Source organism: Vibrio sp. 10N.286.48.F5 (assembly GCF_041469785.1).
GTDB classification, from domain to species: domain Bacteria; phylum Pseudomonadota; class Gammaproteobacteria; order Enterobacterales; family Vibrionaceae; genus Vibrio; species Vibrio crassostreae_C.
On the sequence record NZ_JBFRLG010000018.1, the window covers coordinates 78,931 to 95,130 of the forward strand.

The window sequence follows — 16,200 nt, forward strand, 5'->3', positions numbered from 1 at the left end:
AATTTATATCTCGATATTTATTATTTTTCTTATCCACAATGCCCCAATCGCCAACAAGATCACTCCAATACTGACCATCGATATTCCTCTAGGGTCACTGTACAAAGGCTCAATGTATTCAGGGTTTACGAATTTAAGACCGAAAAACAGGGCAAACGGAGAAAGGGTCAGTATCCAAGCAGAAAGGCGACTCTCAGCTGAGAGGGTTTTGATCTTTCTTTCGAGTTTAAAGCGGGCTCTTAATACCTCAGATACTTTTTGCAGATTCTCAGAGAGGTTCCCCCCTGTCTCTTTCTGCAACATGACGGCACTTGAGAAAGCCAACATCGAAACGGTCGGTGCTCGCTCTGTCATTTGCATGATCGCGAGCCTCAAGTCGTAGCCATAATTAAGCAGGTTATAGGTGTTCTTAAACTCAACACCGATCGGCTCAGGCATCTCTTCACCCACCTCATTGAAAGACTGAACCAATGGCTGCCCCGCTTGTAAGGCTCTTCGAATAATATCCAGAGCCTCTGGCAGCTGCTCTTCGAATCGAGCCATCCTGTATGTCACTCTATTTTGGACAAACAGATAAGCGACAACCCAAGCGAAGACGAAAGCGGCTACACAAATGAACCACACTTGATTAAACACTAAAGCCATTAAAGCCAATAAGGTTCCGCACAAAAATACGATGAACAAAAAGCGACTTAACGTAAGGTGGAGACCCGCTAATTCCAGCATACGTTTTAGGTCGGCAAAGAAAGGAATCACAATTAATTTTCGGTCGAGCGGTGATAGCTCTTTGTTGTAGTGCTCTTTTAAGAGCGACAAGCTCTCTTCATCAATATTTCTTTGTGTCTCTTTTAGACGGCGAGATAACTCTTTGTGTTTGGCTTTTTTCCCGGCTGCTGGCAATAACAAGGCTTGCGAAATAAACAACACCGCAACAAACAATAGGACCAGCGAGACAGTTACGTTATCCATAATCCGTTCCTCAGCTATGTGATTCAGTAAAGAGCTCAAAAGGCAGATCAAGACCACGCTTAACCAATTGGTCATGAGACTGAGGCACTACACCGGTTGCGGTGTAATAACCTAAAATATTGCCATGCTCATCGATGCCTTGACGCTGAAAGTGGAAGATCTCAGACATAGTGATGACCTCTCCTTCCATACCATTGATCTCTTGGATACTAACCATACGGCGCTTACCATCTTCTTGCCTTTCCATCTGAACTACTAGATGGATAGCAGAAGCAATCTGCGCTCTGAGATTTTTGGTAGAAATGTTCCAGCCCGCCATCGAAAACATGTTCTCTACACGGCTTAGTGCATCACGAGGGGTGTTGGCGTGAATGGTTGCAAGGGAACCGTCATGCCCGGTATTCATCGCAGCCAACATATCGACCGCTTCACTACCACGCACCTCCCCGACAACGATACGGTCAGGTCGCATACGTAACGTGTTTTTCACTAGCTCTCGCTGACTTATCTCACCTTTTCCTTCAAGGTTTGCCGGACGAGTTTCAAGACGAATAACGTGGGGTTGCTGGAGTTGAAGCTCTGCGGAATCTTCTATTGTGATGATTCGTTGATCTCGTGGGATGAAACCAGAAAAGATATTAAGCGTCGTGGTTTTCCCTGACCCCGTACCGCCTGAAATTAATATATTGAGCTCACCTTTAACGGCCGCTTCGACAAATTTCGCCATTTGCGGAGAGGCTGACCTATATTCCAGCAAGTTGTCCATAGTTAGGCTGTCTACCGCAAAGCGTCGTATGGATACCGATGGGCCATCTAAGGCAAGAGGTGGGATAATTGCATTTACCCGAGAGCCATCGGCCAATCGTGCATCCACCATAGGAGAGGCTTCATCAATTCGACGTCCCACTTGGCTAACAATACGGTCAATGATGTTTCTAAGATGTCGGTCATCCAAAAACGTATAAGGGGTCTTTTCTAACTTACCACCTCGCTCAACGAACACATTTTTAGGCCCATTAACCAAAATATCAGATACGGTTTTATCGGCTAGCAATGGCTCTAAAGGCCCCAAACCAAACACTTCATCTTCGATTTGTTTGATCACTCTTTTCCGGCCTTCCGCACTCAGAGCATGGCTTTGATCGTCTGCCATTAGCTGAACAATCGCTTCATGAAGGTCAACTTTAGCGCGCTCTTTATCAAGGCTTGAAAGCAGACCAAGGTCAAGTGTCTCTAAGAGCTGTTTATGAAAATAGTGCTTAATTGAAAGCTCTTGTTCTAAGACTTTTTTTGCTTCATTAACCGATTTTTCTTGTTCTTCGTTGGCATCTAGCCCTTTAAGAACAACAGAATCACTAACGGCTCCTTGAGGAAAGGCAGCAATGTTCTCGCTTTCTTGTTGCGAAAACTGTTCTACTTTTTTTTCAAACTCCGGATTTATATTTTTTCGTTTAAAGAACATAACGATCCCTCATCTATGCTTAGAACAAACAACCTATGAAAATATCTTTTTGAGCCAACTCTTCTCTTCTTGCTCTGGAGGAGAAAGGATATGAGACAAATCGATGATCGAGCGTGTAATCGAACTCTTCTTTTTTGACTCAACCAATGGTTGACCTAAATTGGCACTCTCCAATGCGACCTTAAAATCGTTAGGCATTAAATGGATATCATGCTTCCCAACGGTTTGTTCTATGTCTGATAACTTAATGGTTTGTCGTTTCTCATAACGATTCACGATGATCTCGATTGCGTCTTGTTGTAACCCGTACTCAAATTTCAGAGTTCTGACTAAACGGTTACTGTTTTTGACCGACACTAAGGTTTGTTGAGTAACGAGTAACACCTTAGTCGCAGGGGAGATAGCCGATGCGAAGATATGATCTAACCCTCGAGAGAAATCGATAACAATGTAGCGATAGAAGCGACGTAATACGGGTAATAACCTCCCAATCTTTTGGGCATGTTCATAATCATCCGCGTTATTTTCATGTTTGAAGCTTAAAACGTGTAACCCCGATGAGTGCTTGTTAACTAAGCTATTCAAAGACATCTCATCCAAATCATTTGAGCTGTCGATAGCATCCGAAATACTGTAGGCCGGGGTGATATTCAAATATTCAGGGATAACACCAAACTGAAGATCTATATCGAGTAAAAGCACTTCATCAGGATGATAACTCGCGATTTCAACAGCTGTATTTAACGCTAAGGTTGTTGCCCCCATTCCACCTTTGGTATTAATAAATAGGAACACTTCACCATAACTAGAGTTTTCGATTTTTTCCGCTGCGGTTTTCTTAAGTAACGGTAAGAGACCAGAGATAGAAATGTCATGAGATAGGAAGTCAGAAGCACCCAGTCTTAGTGCTATTTTCAATGACCCATTGTCACTCTCATCACCAAACACGACCAAAGATAAATCATACTCTTCCAACTGCAAATTGTAGCTTTGCAGATCGACCATTTTCTGAGCCCAACCACCACTCGCTTCGACAAAGATAAGGTCGGGAGTATCTAGGCTTCTCACATATTCTTCGGTCATGCCTAATAATGAAAAAGAGTCGATATGAACATTTCGACAACGTTTCAATTGCTGCCTCATATGAGCATGAAAGTTTTCATTGCTATAGATAAGCCATACATTCAAGTTGGTTTTAAGGCGAATCGCATCGTCTTCATTCGGTAAAATATCAATTGCTTCGCCCATATTACCCACCCTGTATTTGTTCCGGACATCTTGTCCTAGTATTTGTATTGGCTTTGATTACACCTAAATTCTCAGCGGGTAAAATCGTCTCAAACGCAGGTGCCGCAAGAAACCCATTTGTCCCTAAAAAGCTGAGGTTGCTGATCAGCTGAATGCCATAGCCTGTCGCTCTTGCTCGTACAAACTTAATCGCACTAAAATTGGTTTCGAAATCAGAGGTAATTTCAGAGCCAGCAGCATCCAAATACGCCACCTCCAAGTTGCTATCGCTAAACCCCAGTAGTGGAATGTCTTCTACAACAATCCCCGCAATGTTATCGCGGTCTAAGACGTAACAAACGGTCGCTAGCCTTGCCGCTTTTCTCGTCGCCTCGTTAACAATCTGGAGTGAGAATACATAAGCCCCCAAAGCCAAAATCAGAAAAATCAGCAAGAAAACCAACCAAGAAACTATCGTAAACTCGATAATGGCTAAGCCGTTGTGCTTGTTGATTGGTTTCATCAGAAAACCCTCATAACAGACGACACACTTAAGGGAACAGATAAGCTTTCAGATGAAAATGGAATCGATAAAAAGTGAGGAACATAGTCGTAATTAACCGTTACTCTCACATAACTGTCTGCTGAAGGAGGAGTGACAACTACATCAGAAGTTGCAAGGCTAGAAAGTATCGCCGTACCTACAGTGTTCTTACCGTAAACCACAATATTTTGAATTTCCGCAGTAGGAGCTAATGTCCCACCCTTTGTTCCATACACCTCACTTACAGCATAACGAGCTCCGTTTTGAACCGATTTTGAGATGACATTGTAGTGAATTAGGATGTTTCCCAGTTCAAGAACCAACACCAAGAAAAACAGTAATACTGGTGTCGCAATCAACATTTCAATTGCAGCGAGGCCCTGTTGTTTTTTAAAGTTGTTATCCATAACTAAGAGCCTCCTCCATCTGGGTCTTTATACAAAACAATTTTGTAAGGACCTTCAGTTGATGACTCAGCCCCACCAGAACCGCCAGCAACACTGCAAGAATGTATGAATTCACCAAATACTGCAGGAGTACCGGAATTGTTAGTTGGCGCCTTTTGTAATAAGAAGAAGCACCCTATTTTCTGAACGGTAAAACTGGTTACTCCACCACTTTTACCTGAGCAATCGACCATAGGAATAGGAAGAATACGTCGCCATGCTGTACCACCAGACACACAACCAGAGCCCATACTTGCTATACATGCGTTGGTGTCAGCCTCATATTGGGAATAGGTATAAGAGCCATCAAAATCAATATCACCCGTTTTACTGTCTATCTTAATTTCAGAGCTGGGCTCAGTCGTTACATAATCAGATGGGTAATCTGAACTTGATAAGCCGCCACCATAATCACCAAAACGAGTATTTAAACCATCAGCTGTAGGCCCAACCGTTCCCCCAGGCTTGGTAGTAACACTATCGCCAATAGCGACAGAGTAATCATAGTAACCAGCCAAGGCTTCTTTTACCGTGCTACCTCCAGATCCAAAGTCCAGTAGGTGATAATTACCATTTCCCATTTGAGACAGTTTTTTATCGCCCACTTTTAGAGCATGAACTGTACCTACCTCATAACCAAAGACATTGGTAATTGCCTCACCGGTAGCATCATCATAACCATCTTCGTTAATATCGTTATCTGAAGTCCCGTCACCAGTACACACTCCAATGGGTACAATATTATTCACAACTTGCAGTCCTGAGCTTGGTCCTGCAACCGCTGTTGCCGATACGCTTTTTGCTAAACCAAACATCTGAATAAAGAATTCATCCATATCTAATGAGCTGACATTAACTCGAACATATACATCATCATCAGCACCAAACGTAGGGGTCCCCGCAAAGCTTTGAGGGTCGTTAGAGTATTCAACGCTAACCACTGCAGTTGAGAAATCAAATTCATGATTACCAGAAGCCCCCGCCATAGCATTCAATGTTGATGTAACTTCTGCAGATACCGCGGTTTGATCTTTACTGTTATCCAAAATAGTCGCTGCCGCTAACGCCGCTGAGTCAACCGCATTCTGTAAGCGCGTTTTATTCACTAGCATATGGTTGATATCCACGGCTAACGCTGACACAGCAAGGAAGACAAGCAACGCGATAGTCACAAATATGACAACCAATCCGCCCTGTTTTTTAGGTTTTCTTGATACTTGATACAACATAAAGTACCTCCAAACTAATTAAAGCTCTGTAAGACCTGACTATTGCTCTCTGAAAGATCTTCATCGCCTTTACCCACGTAACTGTCGTAACCAGCCTGCATGCGCTCCCCGGTACCATCAGGTAAAACCTGCAAGTTCTCTTGAGTTGCATTCGGGTTGTACGTTTGCTCCATTTTCAGCTTAGCAACCGACTGCCCCAAAGGCGCGTCATTCGCACAACCGACTAATACCAGTGCGAGAAAGACCATCATTGTTCTAATCATATCTATCTCCTTATAAATCATGACCAAATGAACCTTCGCTACCACCATCAATTGGCGCGATGTCTTTAGCGGAACTTGAATTATTCTTGTCTTCAGAGTCAGAAGGCTCAGCAATGTAAGCGCTTTTACCTAACAAGTAATATTCCAGGTCATTAGGGTCAACAAAGGCATCAGTTGGTAGTGTGACTTGACTTCTGTCCACTGGTTTAGCGAGTCGAGGAGTAACAAGAATGACAAGCTCTGTTTCTCCCGATACGTATTCTTGACTATTGAAAAGCTGGCCTAGGATCGGCACATCACCAATACCCGGCATTTTGTTGCTGATATCACGCACGTTCTCGCTCAGTAGCCCTGCAATACCGATGGTTTGTCCATCTGCAAGCTCAAGCGTAGAAGAGGCGCTTCGACGTGTAATTGGTGGAATAAAGTAAGTCGCGTTGGTCGAGCCGGGGTCGATAGTCAATGAACTGCTGTTCGCAATTTCACTTACATCAACCGCTAAGTTCAGGTTGATCTTTTTATCACTGAGTACGGTCGGTATAAATTTCAGCCCTACCCCGTATTCTTTGTATTCAATGGTAATCCCATCATCATCCGGAACTGGAATTGGAAATTCACCACCCGCTAGAAACTCGGCCTTAGAGCCACTCAATGCAGTTAAATTCGGCTCTGCTAATACCTTCGCGACACCATTTTGCTTGGCGACATCCAATGCAAAGGTAAATAAGGTATTACTATCGATGAAAGACCCTAGAATCCCGTAATCAGTTGAGGTAGGAATATCGAAGATTGGTGTTGCACCCAGTACACCAGCAGGAACAGATGAAGCTCCCCACGAAAAGTTGGAACCACTGGTTTGGAAGAAGTGGAAATTAGCATCGAACTTTCTCACTAAACTCCGCTGAACCTCGGCGACAGTTACCTCTAACATCACCTGTTGGGCGCCACCGATAGACATTAAGTTGATAACACCAGTTGCAGCAGCTTGCTCACTACCACTCTCTTTAGAATCATCTGCAGCCTGCCCTGCGGCGTAGGTTTCAGCAATTCTCATAGCGACATTCATCTTCTGTTGATTACTGATTTGCCCACTCAACAGCAAGCGATTCTGAGCGCTATGTACCTCGATAGTCTCGTCAGGAAGAAACTCATACAGCTTGGATTTCAGGCTATTAAGATCATGAGTCACCTCGATATTAATAGACTCAATCAACTGGCCTCGAGAATCCCAAGCCATCAAGTTGGTTGCACCTAACTTGTTACCAATCAAAAACACTTCGTTAGATTTCAAAATCACGATGTCCAAAACATCAGGGTCGCCAAGTGAAACCTTGCTCGCTTTACCTGATAACACGACATGCGTCGATTTATGATGCGGAACCGTGACTGTTTTTCCGGTTTGCAATGCAGCAAAACTTACGTTCGAAAAACAAAGCAGGCTCAAAACACACGCTAATATTATTCTCATATCTCACCTCAATCCTTGACGCGCACATTAGATGTTTCCGTACCCTTGATAATGGTCACGCTTGGTCTAGGCACGTATCGACGAACGACTTTCTTCTCAACTTCATGAGGATTTCTTAAGGTAAGCTGAATACTGCCTTTGCTCTTAGCCGTCAGAAGCTTTTCTGCATCTTTGGGGGTCACCTCAAGTGTTACCGCACGAACAATAATGGGGCTGTTTTCTTTGGTTCTGGCGGTCTGGTCTACCGCGAGCACTTTAATGTCTTTCAACACAGTTCGAGTGGCCGCAGAGTTTTTACCGTAGGAAACGGTATTGAGAATATCGACCTTGTTCCCGGGTAATAGAAACCCAGCTACACCGATAACGTCATCGACTCGAATTGTTACCGCTCGTTTATTTTCAGGAATCAAAGCCGCAAGTGTGGAGCCTTCACCAGGAACGGTGAAACGCAGCTTGTGAAGCACCTCTCCGGCATAAATGGTATTAGCGACAACCTGACCAATCAGCTCAGATTTATCCGAATAGTTGTTTTCATTGATCCAATCAACTTCCATCAACTTCGTCGTTAAATACTGCTCTTCAATTATGGTTCCAGCTTCAATTTCTTGAGAGGCCACTACAACCGGGTGACGTTCAACTTCTTCGACTTCTATCGTCGGTTGAACTTGGTTGTCCATCCATTGCTTAGCAAAAAATACAGCCGCTAAGCCGAATACTACGGACAGTAAAAACAATAGGAATACCTGACTCTTATTCATTATTTTCTTCCTCGTGTCCATCAGAGGTAAAGTAGACTTCCCATGCCATGGAAAGAATATCGAAAGTAATAACGGGCGGGAGCTGCTCAAATGAAAGGATATCTTTGCTAATACCAGCGAGATCTTTAGGTAAGCAAGGGAAAAGAGGCACTTTGTAAAGCGTGTGCATTTGAGATAAGCGCTCAAAGAAACCGCTTTGAAGTTCTAGTTCTTTCTCTGCCACAACATTCATCCACAAGGATTCATAGTCACGCAGATTAAGAGGCTTGAATTCGATTTTATAACCCAAGCGACGCAAAAATGCCGGATCACTGATCTTCTCCGGATTTAAGTTAGTAGAGAAAGCGAGGGTCAACACAAATGGCATTGTCACTTGCTGACCATTCGGCAACGAAAGATGATCGAAGTAATATTCCATTGGAACAATCCATCGATTGAGCAGGTTATCGACTGGCATTGGCTGACGCCCGAGGTCATCAATCACCAGAATTCCGTTATTCGCCATCATTTGTAACGGTGCCAACCACACTCGGCTGTTCTCTGAATGATTAACTTCAAGCATATCCATGGTTAGCTCTCCGCCCACCTGAATATTCGGTCTCTCACAATTGAGCCAACGCTTGTCGTACTGATCCTTAAGAGAAACCAATGTTTCACTGCCGTTGCGATCAAGCGGTTTATGGTGTTGCGTAGAGAAAACCTTAATAATGTTACCGAAGGCATAGACTGCATAAGGGATAAAAACTGAAGTGTGTAATGTATTAACTATGCGTGTCGCAACAAATGTTTTACCTGTACCGGCATGCCCATACAAAAGCAGAGCTCGTCCCGAGTTAATTGCCGGGCCTAGCACGGAGATCATTTTGTCTACGCCGTAAACATCACTAAGAGCCGCTTCAACATGTGGTCTGGTCACCAATTCCGCTCGCAAGTCTTGTTGTTTTACAATGTCACTGTATTGAGCAAGTGAAACGGGAACCGGGCCTAAATAAGCATCTCGAGTAAAAGCGAGATCTGCTTCTTCTATGCCCTTTTCTGATAAGGAGTAGCGAACATGACTGTGTGAAGAGGAGTCTAAAGATAAAGCTGAAGTTGGTTGAAAGACTTCAATGAATGATTTCTTTCTAAGTACCGCAAGTCCATTCTCAACAATATGGGTAACCACACACAAATGGTTAGAAAGCTCCAACACATCAGACTTAGGGTAAGCGGATAAGTGTTTAAGTAATAAGTTTTCAATCACAACTTCAGGTATACCAAGCGATTCAATGGAAGTCGGAACCAAAGGAGCTGATATTTGAGGCTTTAAATTACTCGGGGACGGTATCCCTCTAATATCCATATGTTCTCTCCAACACATCGAATTTCAATTTAAATTACGTAAAATAGCTATACATCGCTAAGCCTATAACAACTGAAGGTGCGAAAGGCATCGTCACCTTATTTGAATACCTAGAATGAACCGTTGACACAGTTTTTGTGCTGGTTGACATTCCACTAACTAACATTAGTTTCTCTTCAAAATAACCTTTTACCGTTAGAGACTCGCTGTTCGCACGGTTATAAAGTAAGTAAAACACAGCAATTATTCCCGCGGAAATGATAATATAATAAGTAATATCGAGTAGGTTACCCCATCCAACATATAGCCCTATCACCCCCAAAAATTTCACATCGCCAGCAGACATTGCTCTCAAGAAATATAAAATAAGTCCCGAAGAGAAAAAAACAGCCGCCCCAACCAAAGAAGTGCCAAGTGAACCCCAAGTTAATCCACTATTAATCGCAATAATAAAGTACAACAATACAAATAAAATCAGAACCTTATTCGGTATTCGATTTTCTTTCACATCAAATACTGATACCACAACCAATAGCACCCAAAAAACTAGAGATTCACTTATCATTCATTCATATACCTGACACAATTAATTGAAATTTACTGAACAAGGATACAGCTATACCAGAGAATATTGCCCAAGCGAGAAAAACAAGCAAAGCCGCACCGATAATGTATTCGACAATGGTTAGTCCTTTCTGCTTTTTTATTCTCTTAATATTCATAGTTTCTATGGTGCTGTCGTCGTACTAATCGCACCAACAATCGCGCTTAGTTTCGTTGATAACGCACTACCTATTCCACTAAATATAGTTGTCAATCCTAAAACGAGCATAGCAGCACCGATCACATATTCTATGACCGTCAGACCTTCTTCATCATTCATGAATTCTTTAATGTTTTTCAATAAGTTACTCATAAGAATCTCTCCTTGATTTACGTATCAGGTTTTATTTACCTGTAAACTAAATCTAGAGCCGAACCATATATTCAGTTAGGATTTTCTTGCCATTTACTTGCACTTTTTTGTCGCACTTCTAATCTATTTAAATAAACACATTCATCAATACTTCTCTTACTGCTTATTTAAGTATGATACCGGTTTAATAACTATGAATATAATTACACCTTTACTGTCAGATATAGATAGCGACTTTAATTCAATCATCATCAATAAAATAAGTCGTTACTTTCTCATAAAAAACCATAAACAGGACATATCTATAATCAGCCACTTAGATGTAAGGTTAGTATTTTTTATATTGAATAAAACGGATGAACTTCAACTACTTAAAATGGCACTATCTATTTGTGAAAACTTGAACAAGCGAATTGTTATTATTTGTACAGGTCAGATACCTAATAACGTTCGAAATCATAAGAATGTATTCTTCGTAATTGAAACAATCAGTCATCATCTGACCAGTTCATTCGAAGAACTAAAGCATAAAACCCAACACATCTTTGAAGCACATTTCGACCTCGATCGAGACATGAATAACAATAACCAAGAACCGACAAAACAGTTTACTTCTGAAGTTGTTAACTTTGTTATGGATAACATTAACAAGGAAATAAGAGAAACAGACATAGCTGAAAAATGTCACTGCTCAGCAACCTACTTTTCTAAGAAGTTTCATCTACACTTTGGAGTAAGCTTTAGAGACTTTGTGTGCGATAAACGAATCCTGTTAGCCAAGAAGTTAATCGAAGCCGATACCGAATCAAAAATAGCTGTAATTTCTTATCAATGTGGCTACAAGGATGTGTCGTATTTTTCAAGAATTTTTAAGAAAAGGACGGGCGTAACCCCTGCAAGCTATAGACGTGCCTGCACAGATAACAGAAAACGCTAATTTTACTCCCTAAAAGAAAAAATCATGGTACATTTAACATGATTTTAACAAAAATAACCAAAAATAACTTAGCGAAAAACATGGAGTTAGACAATGATTCAGCCTAACGAGTTTAGCCAAGAACAAGCAACAGCTCTCCCTACACCCAATGACATGATTTTAAAATGGGCAGAAGAACGCCCAGATGAAGTCTATTTGAAACAGATTATTAATCGCCAATTTGTCGAATTTACTTATAAAGAAGTAGCAGACAAAGCACTGAAATTGGCGTCAGCATTAGAAGGACTCGGAGCCCAACCTGGCGATCGAGTCGCTCTCGTATCGAAAAACTGTGCAGAATGGTTCATCTGCGATCTTGCCATGATGTTAGGAGATTTTGTCAGCGTCCCAATCTTTCCTACAGCGGGTGCAGACACCATTCAGTACTGTATTGAACACAGTGAAAGTAAAATTGTGATTGCGGGTAAGCTTGACGATCCTAAAGCCACTCAAAAAGTACTTGATGACAATCCGAGCTTAGTGAGTATTTCACTACCATACGACAGTGCAGCGAAGTGCCAACACACTTTCGAACAGCTCATTGATACACATGAACGATCAACCAAACGCCCTCAGCATCACGACGATAAGCTTATGTCACTTGTTTATACATCGGGTACATCAGGGTTACCAAAAGGCGCAATGCTCACGTACGGTGCGTTTACTTGGTCTGTTCAAAGGTTGATTGACCATATTGGGATCCAACCTGGCGATCGCCTGTTTTCTTACCTACCGCTTGCTCATATTACAGAACGCGTTTACATCTTTGGTTCTTCAGTAATGGGGGGCGTGGTTACGGCTTTCCCAGAATCTTTAGACACCTTTATTGATGATGTGAAAATGCATCGCCCTACACTGTTTATTTCAGTTCCTCGCTTATGGACTCTGTTCCAGCAGCGAATCCAAGACAAATTGCCACAGAAGAAACTGAACTTCTTATTGAAGATTCCGTTTATCAACAACATCATTAAGAAGAAGCTTGCTGATGGCTTAGGGTTAGACCAAGCTCGTGTTCTCGGCTGTGGTTCTGCACCTGTATCACCCGCTCTACTCGCATGGTATGAGAGTGTTGGCCTGCACATTACCGAGGCATGGGGCATGACAGAGTCTTTCGCCTACAGCACGCTCAACTACCCATTCAGAGCCGATAAAATTGGTACGGTTGGTAATGCAGGTCCAGGGATCGAACTCAAAATAGCTGAAGATGAAGAGATTCTAGTTCGAGGCAAAGGCTTATTCTCTGGTTACTACAAGAATGATATTGCAACCCAAGAGTCTTTTAACTCGGATGGTTGGCTTCATACCGGTGATATCGGTGATATCGATAGTGAAGGTTACCTAACGATTCGTGGGCGTAAGAAAGATACCTTTAAAACAGCTAAAGGTAAGTTTGTTGCCCCTGTACCAATCGAAAACAAACTGTTTGAGTACAGCCGCGTAGAAATGATGTGTTTGATAGGGCTTGGCCTACCAGGCCCAATCCTACTTGTGGTACCGCATGACTTCCCTAATTTCGATAGAGCTCGCTATGAGAAAACGACAAAGCGCGTTATCGAGAAAATGAACGAGCAGCTCGGTTCACATGAGAAGATCAAAGGTGTATTGATGATTAAGGAACCATGGAGCATTGAGAATGGCGTGTTAACCCCGACTCTCAAAATCAAGCGACATATCCTTGAGCAGAAATACCATGAAGTTGGTCATAACTGGCCGAAAGATAAATTGGTGGTTTGGGAAGAATAACCATGACTTCCACCTAACACTGAATAAAGAATGCTACTAAACTGAAACTAGCACTAAGAGGGAGCTTGAGAGCTCCCTCTTTTTATATGACCCACTTTCTGTTGGCCTTTCTTCCTATTGACCGTTTTTCTACTGACAGCCTTATTGCAAGTAAACCGACCCGCAGACAACTATTACAAGGTTAACCTGATAATTACGTCTAACATCTCATCAAAACAAGGACCTAGCGCCTCTTCATCGATGGCATGACAATACACTCCTTCAAGCTGAGCAGGGTCATAATCCGCACTAAGATCAGGATCATCTAATAGCGCACTAGAATTCGCCATCCGTAGCAATAAGTCTTCACCAAACTCGCTATCAGGTCCTGTCGCTGATGTTAGAGATGAACCTAACCCTAACGTAAATACATAAATATCTTCCGTTCTGGCTTTTTCCGCAATATCTTCGACGAGATTACGCGCAACCCGATTTACACGGGTATACAAATCATTCGCTGAATGACTATCTGGATCATATTGCGCGACTGGACGCAACGCATGAGACGGATTTAGAATGTTGAACTCGGTGGCGCTTGAATCATGAGTCGTGTAGTACTGGGGCATCTCACTGATATGGTCATCAATATCATTTCCCTCATAGCCACCAGATAAAGTGGTGGCTATCGAGTCATGCCTCCAAAGCCCTCTCGGCGTACCACTGGAACCATCGCTTGATCGAATAGCGCCCGTATGTGAATCCCCGTCCTCAAAATCAAACGTGGTTGCAAAGGTGTTTGGTGCTCCATCGGTAAAGAACACGATCACTTTCAAATTTGCCGGATCAGTCACCGTTCTCAGTTCATTCAGAGCTCGATACATCCCTTCCGATGCATTGGTATATTGTGCGTTCGAGGTACTACCAAAGTTAAAGCTATCAATTTCAGATTTGATAGTGCTTCGACTGTGTCCTCGAGTCGATGTGAACCCAACAGGTACCTCTGACCCAAACGCAAATTTCACCAACGAGATACGATCAAAACCTTCATGAAAATTCTCAACGAATGACTTAGACCTATCGATGACATCTTGAGTCACGTCGCCGATACTCCCTAACCTCAAAGATGTAGTGTTATCAATCACTAACACTAAATCTACAGGGCGGCGGATCGACTGTGCGGATACACCAGGGTTAAACGTGTCTAGCCCTATCAATGGCAAAAAAACAGTGGGCACTTGCGCTGTTGCTGAGATATCGATAGAGATATTACCAAACGAATCATTAGCGAAATTGACTGCGCCTAAGCTAGGAGTGGCTGAATAGAAGTCTGCGGGGATATTAGCTGCAAAATATTTTTGAGCAGCTGCCCGTCCAGCATCTTCGCCATTAGCGACCGCCCTTGCAGCCGCAATGCTGGCTGCATCGACCGCGGCAAATAATTTCGACTTAACAATATAAGCTCGACCAGCATCAACAGAAAGACCAACAACTAAGAGTATAAAAGGCAGCGCAATAATTGACATCAAAGCCACTAACCCACGACTGTAACGATATTTGATTGGGGTTCCCTTATCCATATCGACCTCCCTTACATATATGTTGTGTCGCTCAGAATGTATTCATCATCAAACACTCGACTAAAAATAGGCGAGTAGTCGTAAAAGACTTCAACGCTGTACACAATCTCTCCATCATCAAGTGCAACCGCTAAGTTGTTAACAACAGGAGGATCATCAGCATCCACATCCGAGCACTCTCCATCATTGGCCCAATTGCTGCAGCTCGCCCAAATAGCACTGTTTTTACTTAACCCGTGCTGGTTCCATCGATACTGACTTTTAATGTATGGAGAAGCATCTTCTTGACCGACCAACTCAGTAATGTAAATAACGCCGTCTTGCGTTAAATCCAAAGTGCCTGATGTTGTCGCTATGATGTCCATGACTTCTTGTGGGGTATCAGTGTTACTTCGCGAGATAATGTTTCCACCTTCTCGACTGATACTGATAATAACGTGGTTAGCTTGAATGAGATGTGTTATGTCGACAGCCGCCACGATCAGTAGCATAAATAAAGGCGCTATCAACGTCATTTCGATTGCTGCAAAACCTTTCTGAGCGGCTTTTTTCAATTTAAAAGGAAACATCCAGTCCCTCCCTAAAAAGCTTCGTTTTTCATCGCTGCGCTGACGGTAAATTTGAATTTTCCATCATCGAGCAAAACATACATATAGGGATTTACAGATGGCCACTCACAATCAAGATGAATAGAAATAATGTCTCCAGAACCGCCAAAGCCGGTGATTGCATTACCATAGACATCTTCAACACGTATATTCTGAACATCCATCACTTTATCGAGTAAACCGCTCGACGATTGAGAGATTTTTTCCAAGATAGCCGCTTCGCGATCACTCGATGAGTCAGGATCCAAGTCAGAACGACCTGTAATGGCATATCTTGCCCCCTCCCTTGCCGAGTGTTGCATGGTCAGTTTAACGAACCCATAAATACCAAGGTCAACAACCGTTAAAAAAAGCGCAAAAAACAGGCTCACCACAATCGTAAATTCGATAATAGCGATACCTTTTATTTTGGATTTTAGACCGCTTCGATAGCGGTTACCTTCTGAACCTCTTGAAATAAATTTCATACAGCCCCCACCCTTTCGTCTTTCTATTCACCCTATCTAGCCCAATAGAATCCTAGGAAATATAGAAAGACTCAACATTACAGATATAGAATTGATAAATGAGTTATTCAAGCAGCATTCAATTAATCAATTTCAACACTATTAATACGGAGGTGGATTCAAACTGTTTTTTGTTTAATTTAATTTAATTCAATTGCTTATATAAAATTAAAGGTTCTAATAAAAC

At 42.4% G+C, this 16,200-nt stretch carries 16 protein-coding genes and 1 pseudogene; 2 read left to right on the top strand and 15 right to left on the bottom strand.

The window, feature by feature from the left end:
* Positions 1-3: 3 nt before the first annotated feature.
* From AB4185_RS12360 to AB4185_RS12415, 12 genes and pseudogenes are all read right to left on the bottom strand, one after another.
* Positions 4-969 (bottom strand): type II secretion system F family protein, encoded by a 966-nt coding sequence (locus AB4185_RS12360; protein ID WP_017063311.1) that lies wholly within the window; start codon positions 967-969, stop codon positions 4-6.
* Positions 970-979: 10 nt separating this feature from the next.
* Positions 980-2,290, bottom strand: a pseudogene (locus AB4185_RS12365) (CpaF family protein); the annotation flags it as partial.
* 174 nt (positions 2,291-2,464) lie between these two features.
* Positions 2,465-3,679 (bottom strand): AAA family ATPase, encoded by a 1,215-nt coding sequence (locus AB4185_RS12370; protein ID WP_017063309.1) that lies wholly within the window; start codon positions 3,677-3,679, stop codon positions 2,465-2,467.
* A gap of 1 nt (position 3,680) precedes the next feature.
* Positions 3,681-4,181, bottom strand: coding sequence for a TadE/TadG family type IV pilus assembly protein (locus AB4185_RS12375; protein WP_017063308.1), 501 nt, complete (start codon positions 4,179-4,181; stop codon positions 3,681-3,683).
* A complete protein-coding gene (locus AB4185_RS12380; RefSeq protein ID WP_017063307.1) occupies positions 4,181-4,609 on the bottom strand; it encodes a TadE/TadG family type IV pilus assembly protein in 429 nt (142 codons plus the stop codon). Before AB4185_RS12380 ends, AB4185_RS12375 begins: the two co-directional genes overlap by 1 nt.
* Positions 4,610-4,611: 2 nt before the next feature.
* Complete coding sequence (locus AB4185_RS12385; protein ID WP_017070364.1) at positions 4,612-5,877, bottom strand: Tad domain-containing protein; 1,266 nt, start codon at positions 5,875-5,877, stop codon at positions 4,612-4,614.
* 14 nt (positions 5,878-5,891) lie between these two features.
* Positions 5,892-6,161, bottom strand: coding sequence for a hypothetical protein (locus AB4185_RS12390; RefSeq protein ID WP_017063305.1), 270 nt, complete (start codon positions 6,159-6,161; stop codon positions 5,892-5,894).
* On the bottom strand, positions 6,151-7,608 hold the full coding sequence (locus AB4185_RS12395) for a type II and III secretion system protein family protein (RefSeq protein WP_372135510.1): 1,458 nt from the start codon (positions 7,606-7,608) through the stop codon (positions 6,151-6,153). The genes AB4185_RS12390 and AB4185_RS12395 overlap by 11 nt, the downstream gene beginning before the upstream one ends.
* 8 nt (positions 7,609-7,616) lie before the next feature.
* Positions 7,617-8,366, bottom strand: a complete 750-nt coding sequence (gene cpaB / locus AB4185_RS12400; RefSeq protein ID WP_102331949.1) for a Flp pilus assembly protein CpaB — start codon at positions 8,364-8,366, stop codon at positions 7,617-7,619.
* Positions 8,359-9,708, bottom strand: coding sequence for an AAA family ATPase (locus AB4185_RS12405; protein ID WP_371724344.1), 1,350 nt, complete (start codon positions 9,706-9,708; stop codon positions 8,359-8,361). The genes cpaB and AB4185_RS12405 overlap by 8 nt, the downstream gene beginning before the upstream one ends.
* Before the next feature lie 34 nt (positions 9,709-9,742).
* Positions 9,743-10,273, bottom strand: coding sequence for a prepilin peptidase (locus tag AB4185_RS12410; RefSeq protein ID WP_017063301.1), 531 nt, complete (start codon positions 10,271-10,273; stop codon positions 9,743-9,745).
* A 162-nt stretch (positions 10,274-10,435) separates the two neighbouring features.
* Positions 10,436-10,624, bottom strand: a complete 189-nt coding sequence (locus AB4185_RS12415; protein WP_017063299.1) for a Flp family type IVb pilin — start codon at positions 10,622-10,624, stop codon at positions 10,436-10,438.
* Positions 10,625-10,817: 193 nt separating this feature from the next.
* Between AB4185_RS12415 and AB4185_RS12420 the strand changes: the two genes are divergently transcribed.
* Both AB4185_RS12420 and AB4185_RS12425 read left to right on the top strand, forming a co-directional pair.
* On the top strand, positions 10,818-11,561 hold the full coding sequence (locus AB4185_RS12420) for an AraC family transcriptional regulator (protein WP_017068214.1): 744 nt from the start codon (positions 10,818-10,820) through the stop codon (positions 11,559-11,561).
* A gap of 93 nt (positions 11,562-11,654) precedes the next feature.
* Positions 11,655-13,343 (top strand): AMP-binding protein, encoded by a 1,689-nt coding sequence (locus AB4185_RS12425; RefSeq protein ID WP_017068215.1) that lies wholly within the window; start codon positions 11,655-11,657, stop codon positions 13,341-13,343.
* Between the two features lie 173 nt (positions 13,344-13,516).
* Here the strand turns inward: AB4185_RS12425 and AB4185_RS12430 are convergent, their stop codons facing one another.
* The 3 genes from AB4185_RS12430 to AB4185_RS12440 are packed head-to-tail and all read right to left on the bottom strand — an operon-like array spanning position 13,517 to position 15,974.
* Positions 13,517-14,899 carry a VWA domain-containing protein gene (locus tag AB4185_RS12430; RefSeq protein WP_136979383.1) on the bottom strand — a complete coding sequence of 461 codons (1,383 nt, stop codon included), beginning with the start codon at positions 14,897-14,899 and terminating at the stop codon, positions 13,517-13,519.
* Between the two features lie 11 nt (positions 14,900-14,910).
* Positions 14,911-15,468 (bottom strand): TadE/TadG family type IV pilus assembly protein, encoded by a 558-nt coding sequence (locus AB4185_RS12435; protein ID WP_017063295.1) that lies wholly within the window; start codon positions 15,466-15,468, stop codon positions 14,911-14,913.
* 11 nt (positions 15,469-15,479) lie between these two features.
* Positions 15,480-15,974, bottom strand: a complete 495-nt coding sequence (locus tag AB4185_RS12440; RefSeq protein WP_017063294.1) for a TadE family protein — start codon at positions 15,972-15,974, stop codon at positions 15,480-15,482.
* Positions 15,975-16,200: the final 226 nt, after the last annotated feature.

Excerpts from the sequence above, each read along its gene's own strand:
- AB4185_RS12440 (WP_017063294.1), bottom strand. The coding sequence starts at position 15,974 with ATGAAATTTATTTCAAGAGGTTCAGAAGGTAACCGCTATCGAAGCGGT.
- AB4185_RS12375 (WP_017063308.1), bottom strand. The coding sequence starts at position 4,181 with ATGAAACCAATCAACAAGCACAACGGCTTAGCCATTATCGAGTTTACG.
- AB4185_RS12415 (WP_017063299.1), bottom strand. The coding sequence starts at position 10,624 with ATGAGTAACTTATTGAAAAACATTAAAGAATTCATGAATGATGAAGAA.
- AB4185_RS12370 (WP_017063309.1), bottom strand. The coding sequence starts at position 3,679 with ATGGGCGAAGCAATTGATATTTTACCGAATGAAGACGATGCGATTCGC.
- AB4185_RS12420 (WP_017068214.1), top strand. The coding sequence starts at position 10,818 with ATGAATATAATTACACCTTTACTGTCAGATATAGATAGCGACTTTAAT.
- AB4185_RS12405 (WP_371724344.1), bottom strand. The coding sequence starts at position 9,708 with ATGGATATTAGAGGGATACCGTCCCCGAGTAATTTAAAGCCTCAAATA.
- AB4185_RS12410 (WP_017063301.1), bottom strand. The coding sequence starts at position 10,273 with ATGATAAGTGAATCTCTAGTTTTTTGGGTGCTATTGGTTGTGGTATCA.
- AB4185_RS12430 (WP_136979383.1), bottom strand. The coding sequence starts at position 14,899 with ATGGATAAGGGAACCCCAATCAAATATCGTTACAGTCGTGGGTTAGTG.
- AB4185_RS12425 (WP_017068215.1), top strand. The coding sequence starts at position 11,655 with ATGATTCAGCCTAACGAGTTTAGCCAAGAACAAGCAACAGCTCTCCCT.
- AB4185_RS12435 (WP_017063295.1), bottom strand. The coding sequence starts at position 15,468 with ATGTTTCCTTTTAAATTGAAAAAAGCCGCTCAGAAAGGTTTTGCAGCA.
- AB4185_RS12380 (WP_017063307.1), bottom strand. The coding sequence starts at position 4,609 with ATGGATAACAACTTTAAAAAACAACAGGGCCTCGCTGCAATTGAAATG.
- AB4185_RS12360 (WP_017063311.1), bottom strand. The coding sequence starts at position 969 with ATGGATAACGTAACTGTCTCGCTGGTCCTATTGTTTGTTGCGGTGTTG.
- AB4185_RS12390 (WP_017063305.1), bottom strand. The coding sequence starts at position 6,161 with ATGATTTATAAGGAGATAGATATGATTAGAACAATGATGGTCTTTCTC.
- AB4185_RS12395 (WP_372135510.1), bottom strand. The coding sequence starts at position 7,608 with ATGAGAATAATATTAGCGTGTGTTTTGAGCCTGCTTTGTTTTTCGAAC.
- AB4185_RS12385 (WP_017070364.1), bottom strand. The coding sequence starts at position 5,877 with ATGTTGTATCAAGTATCAAGAAAACCTAAAAAACAGGGCGGATTGGTT.
- cpaB (WP_102331949.1), bottom strand. The coding sequence starts at position 8,366 with ATGAATAAGAGTCAGGTATTCCTATTGTTTTTACTGTCCGTAGTATTC.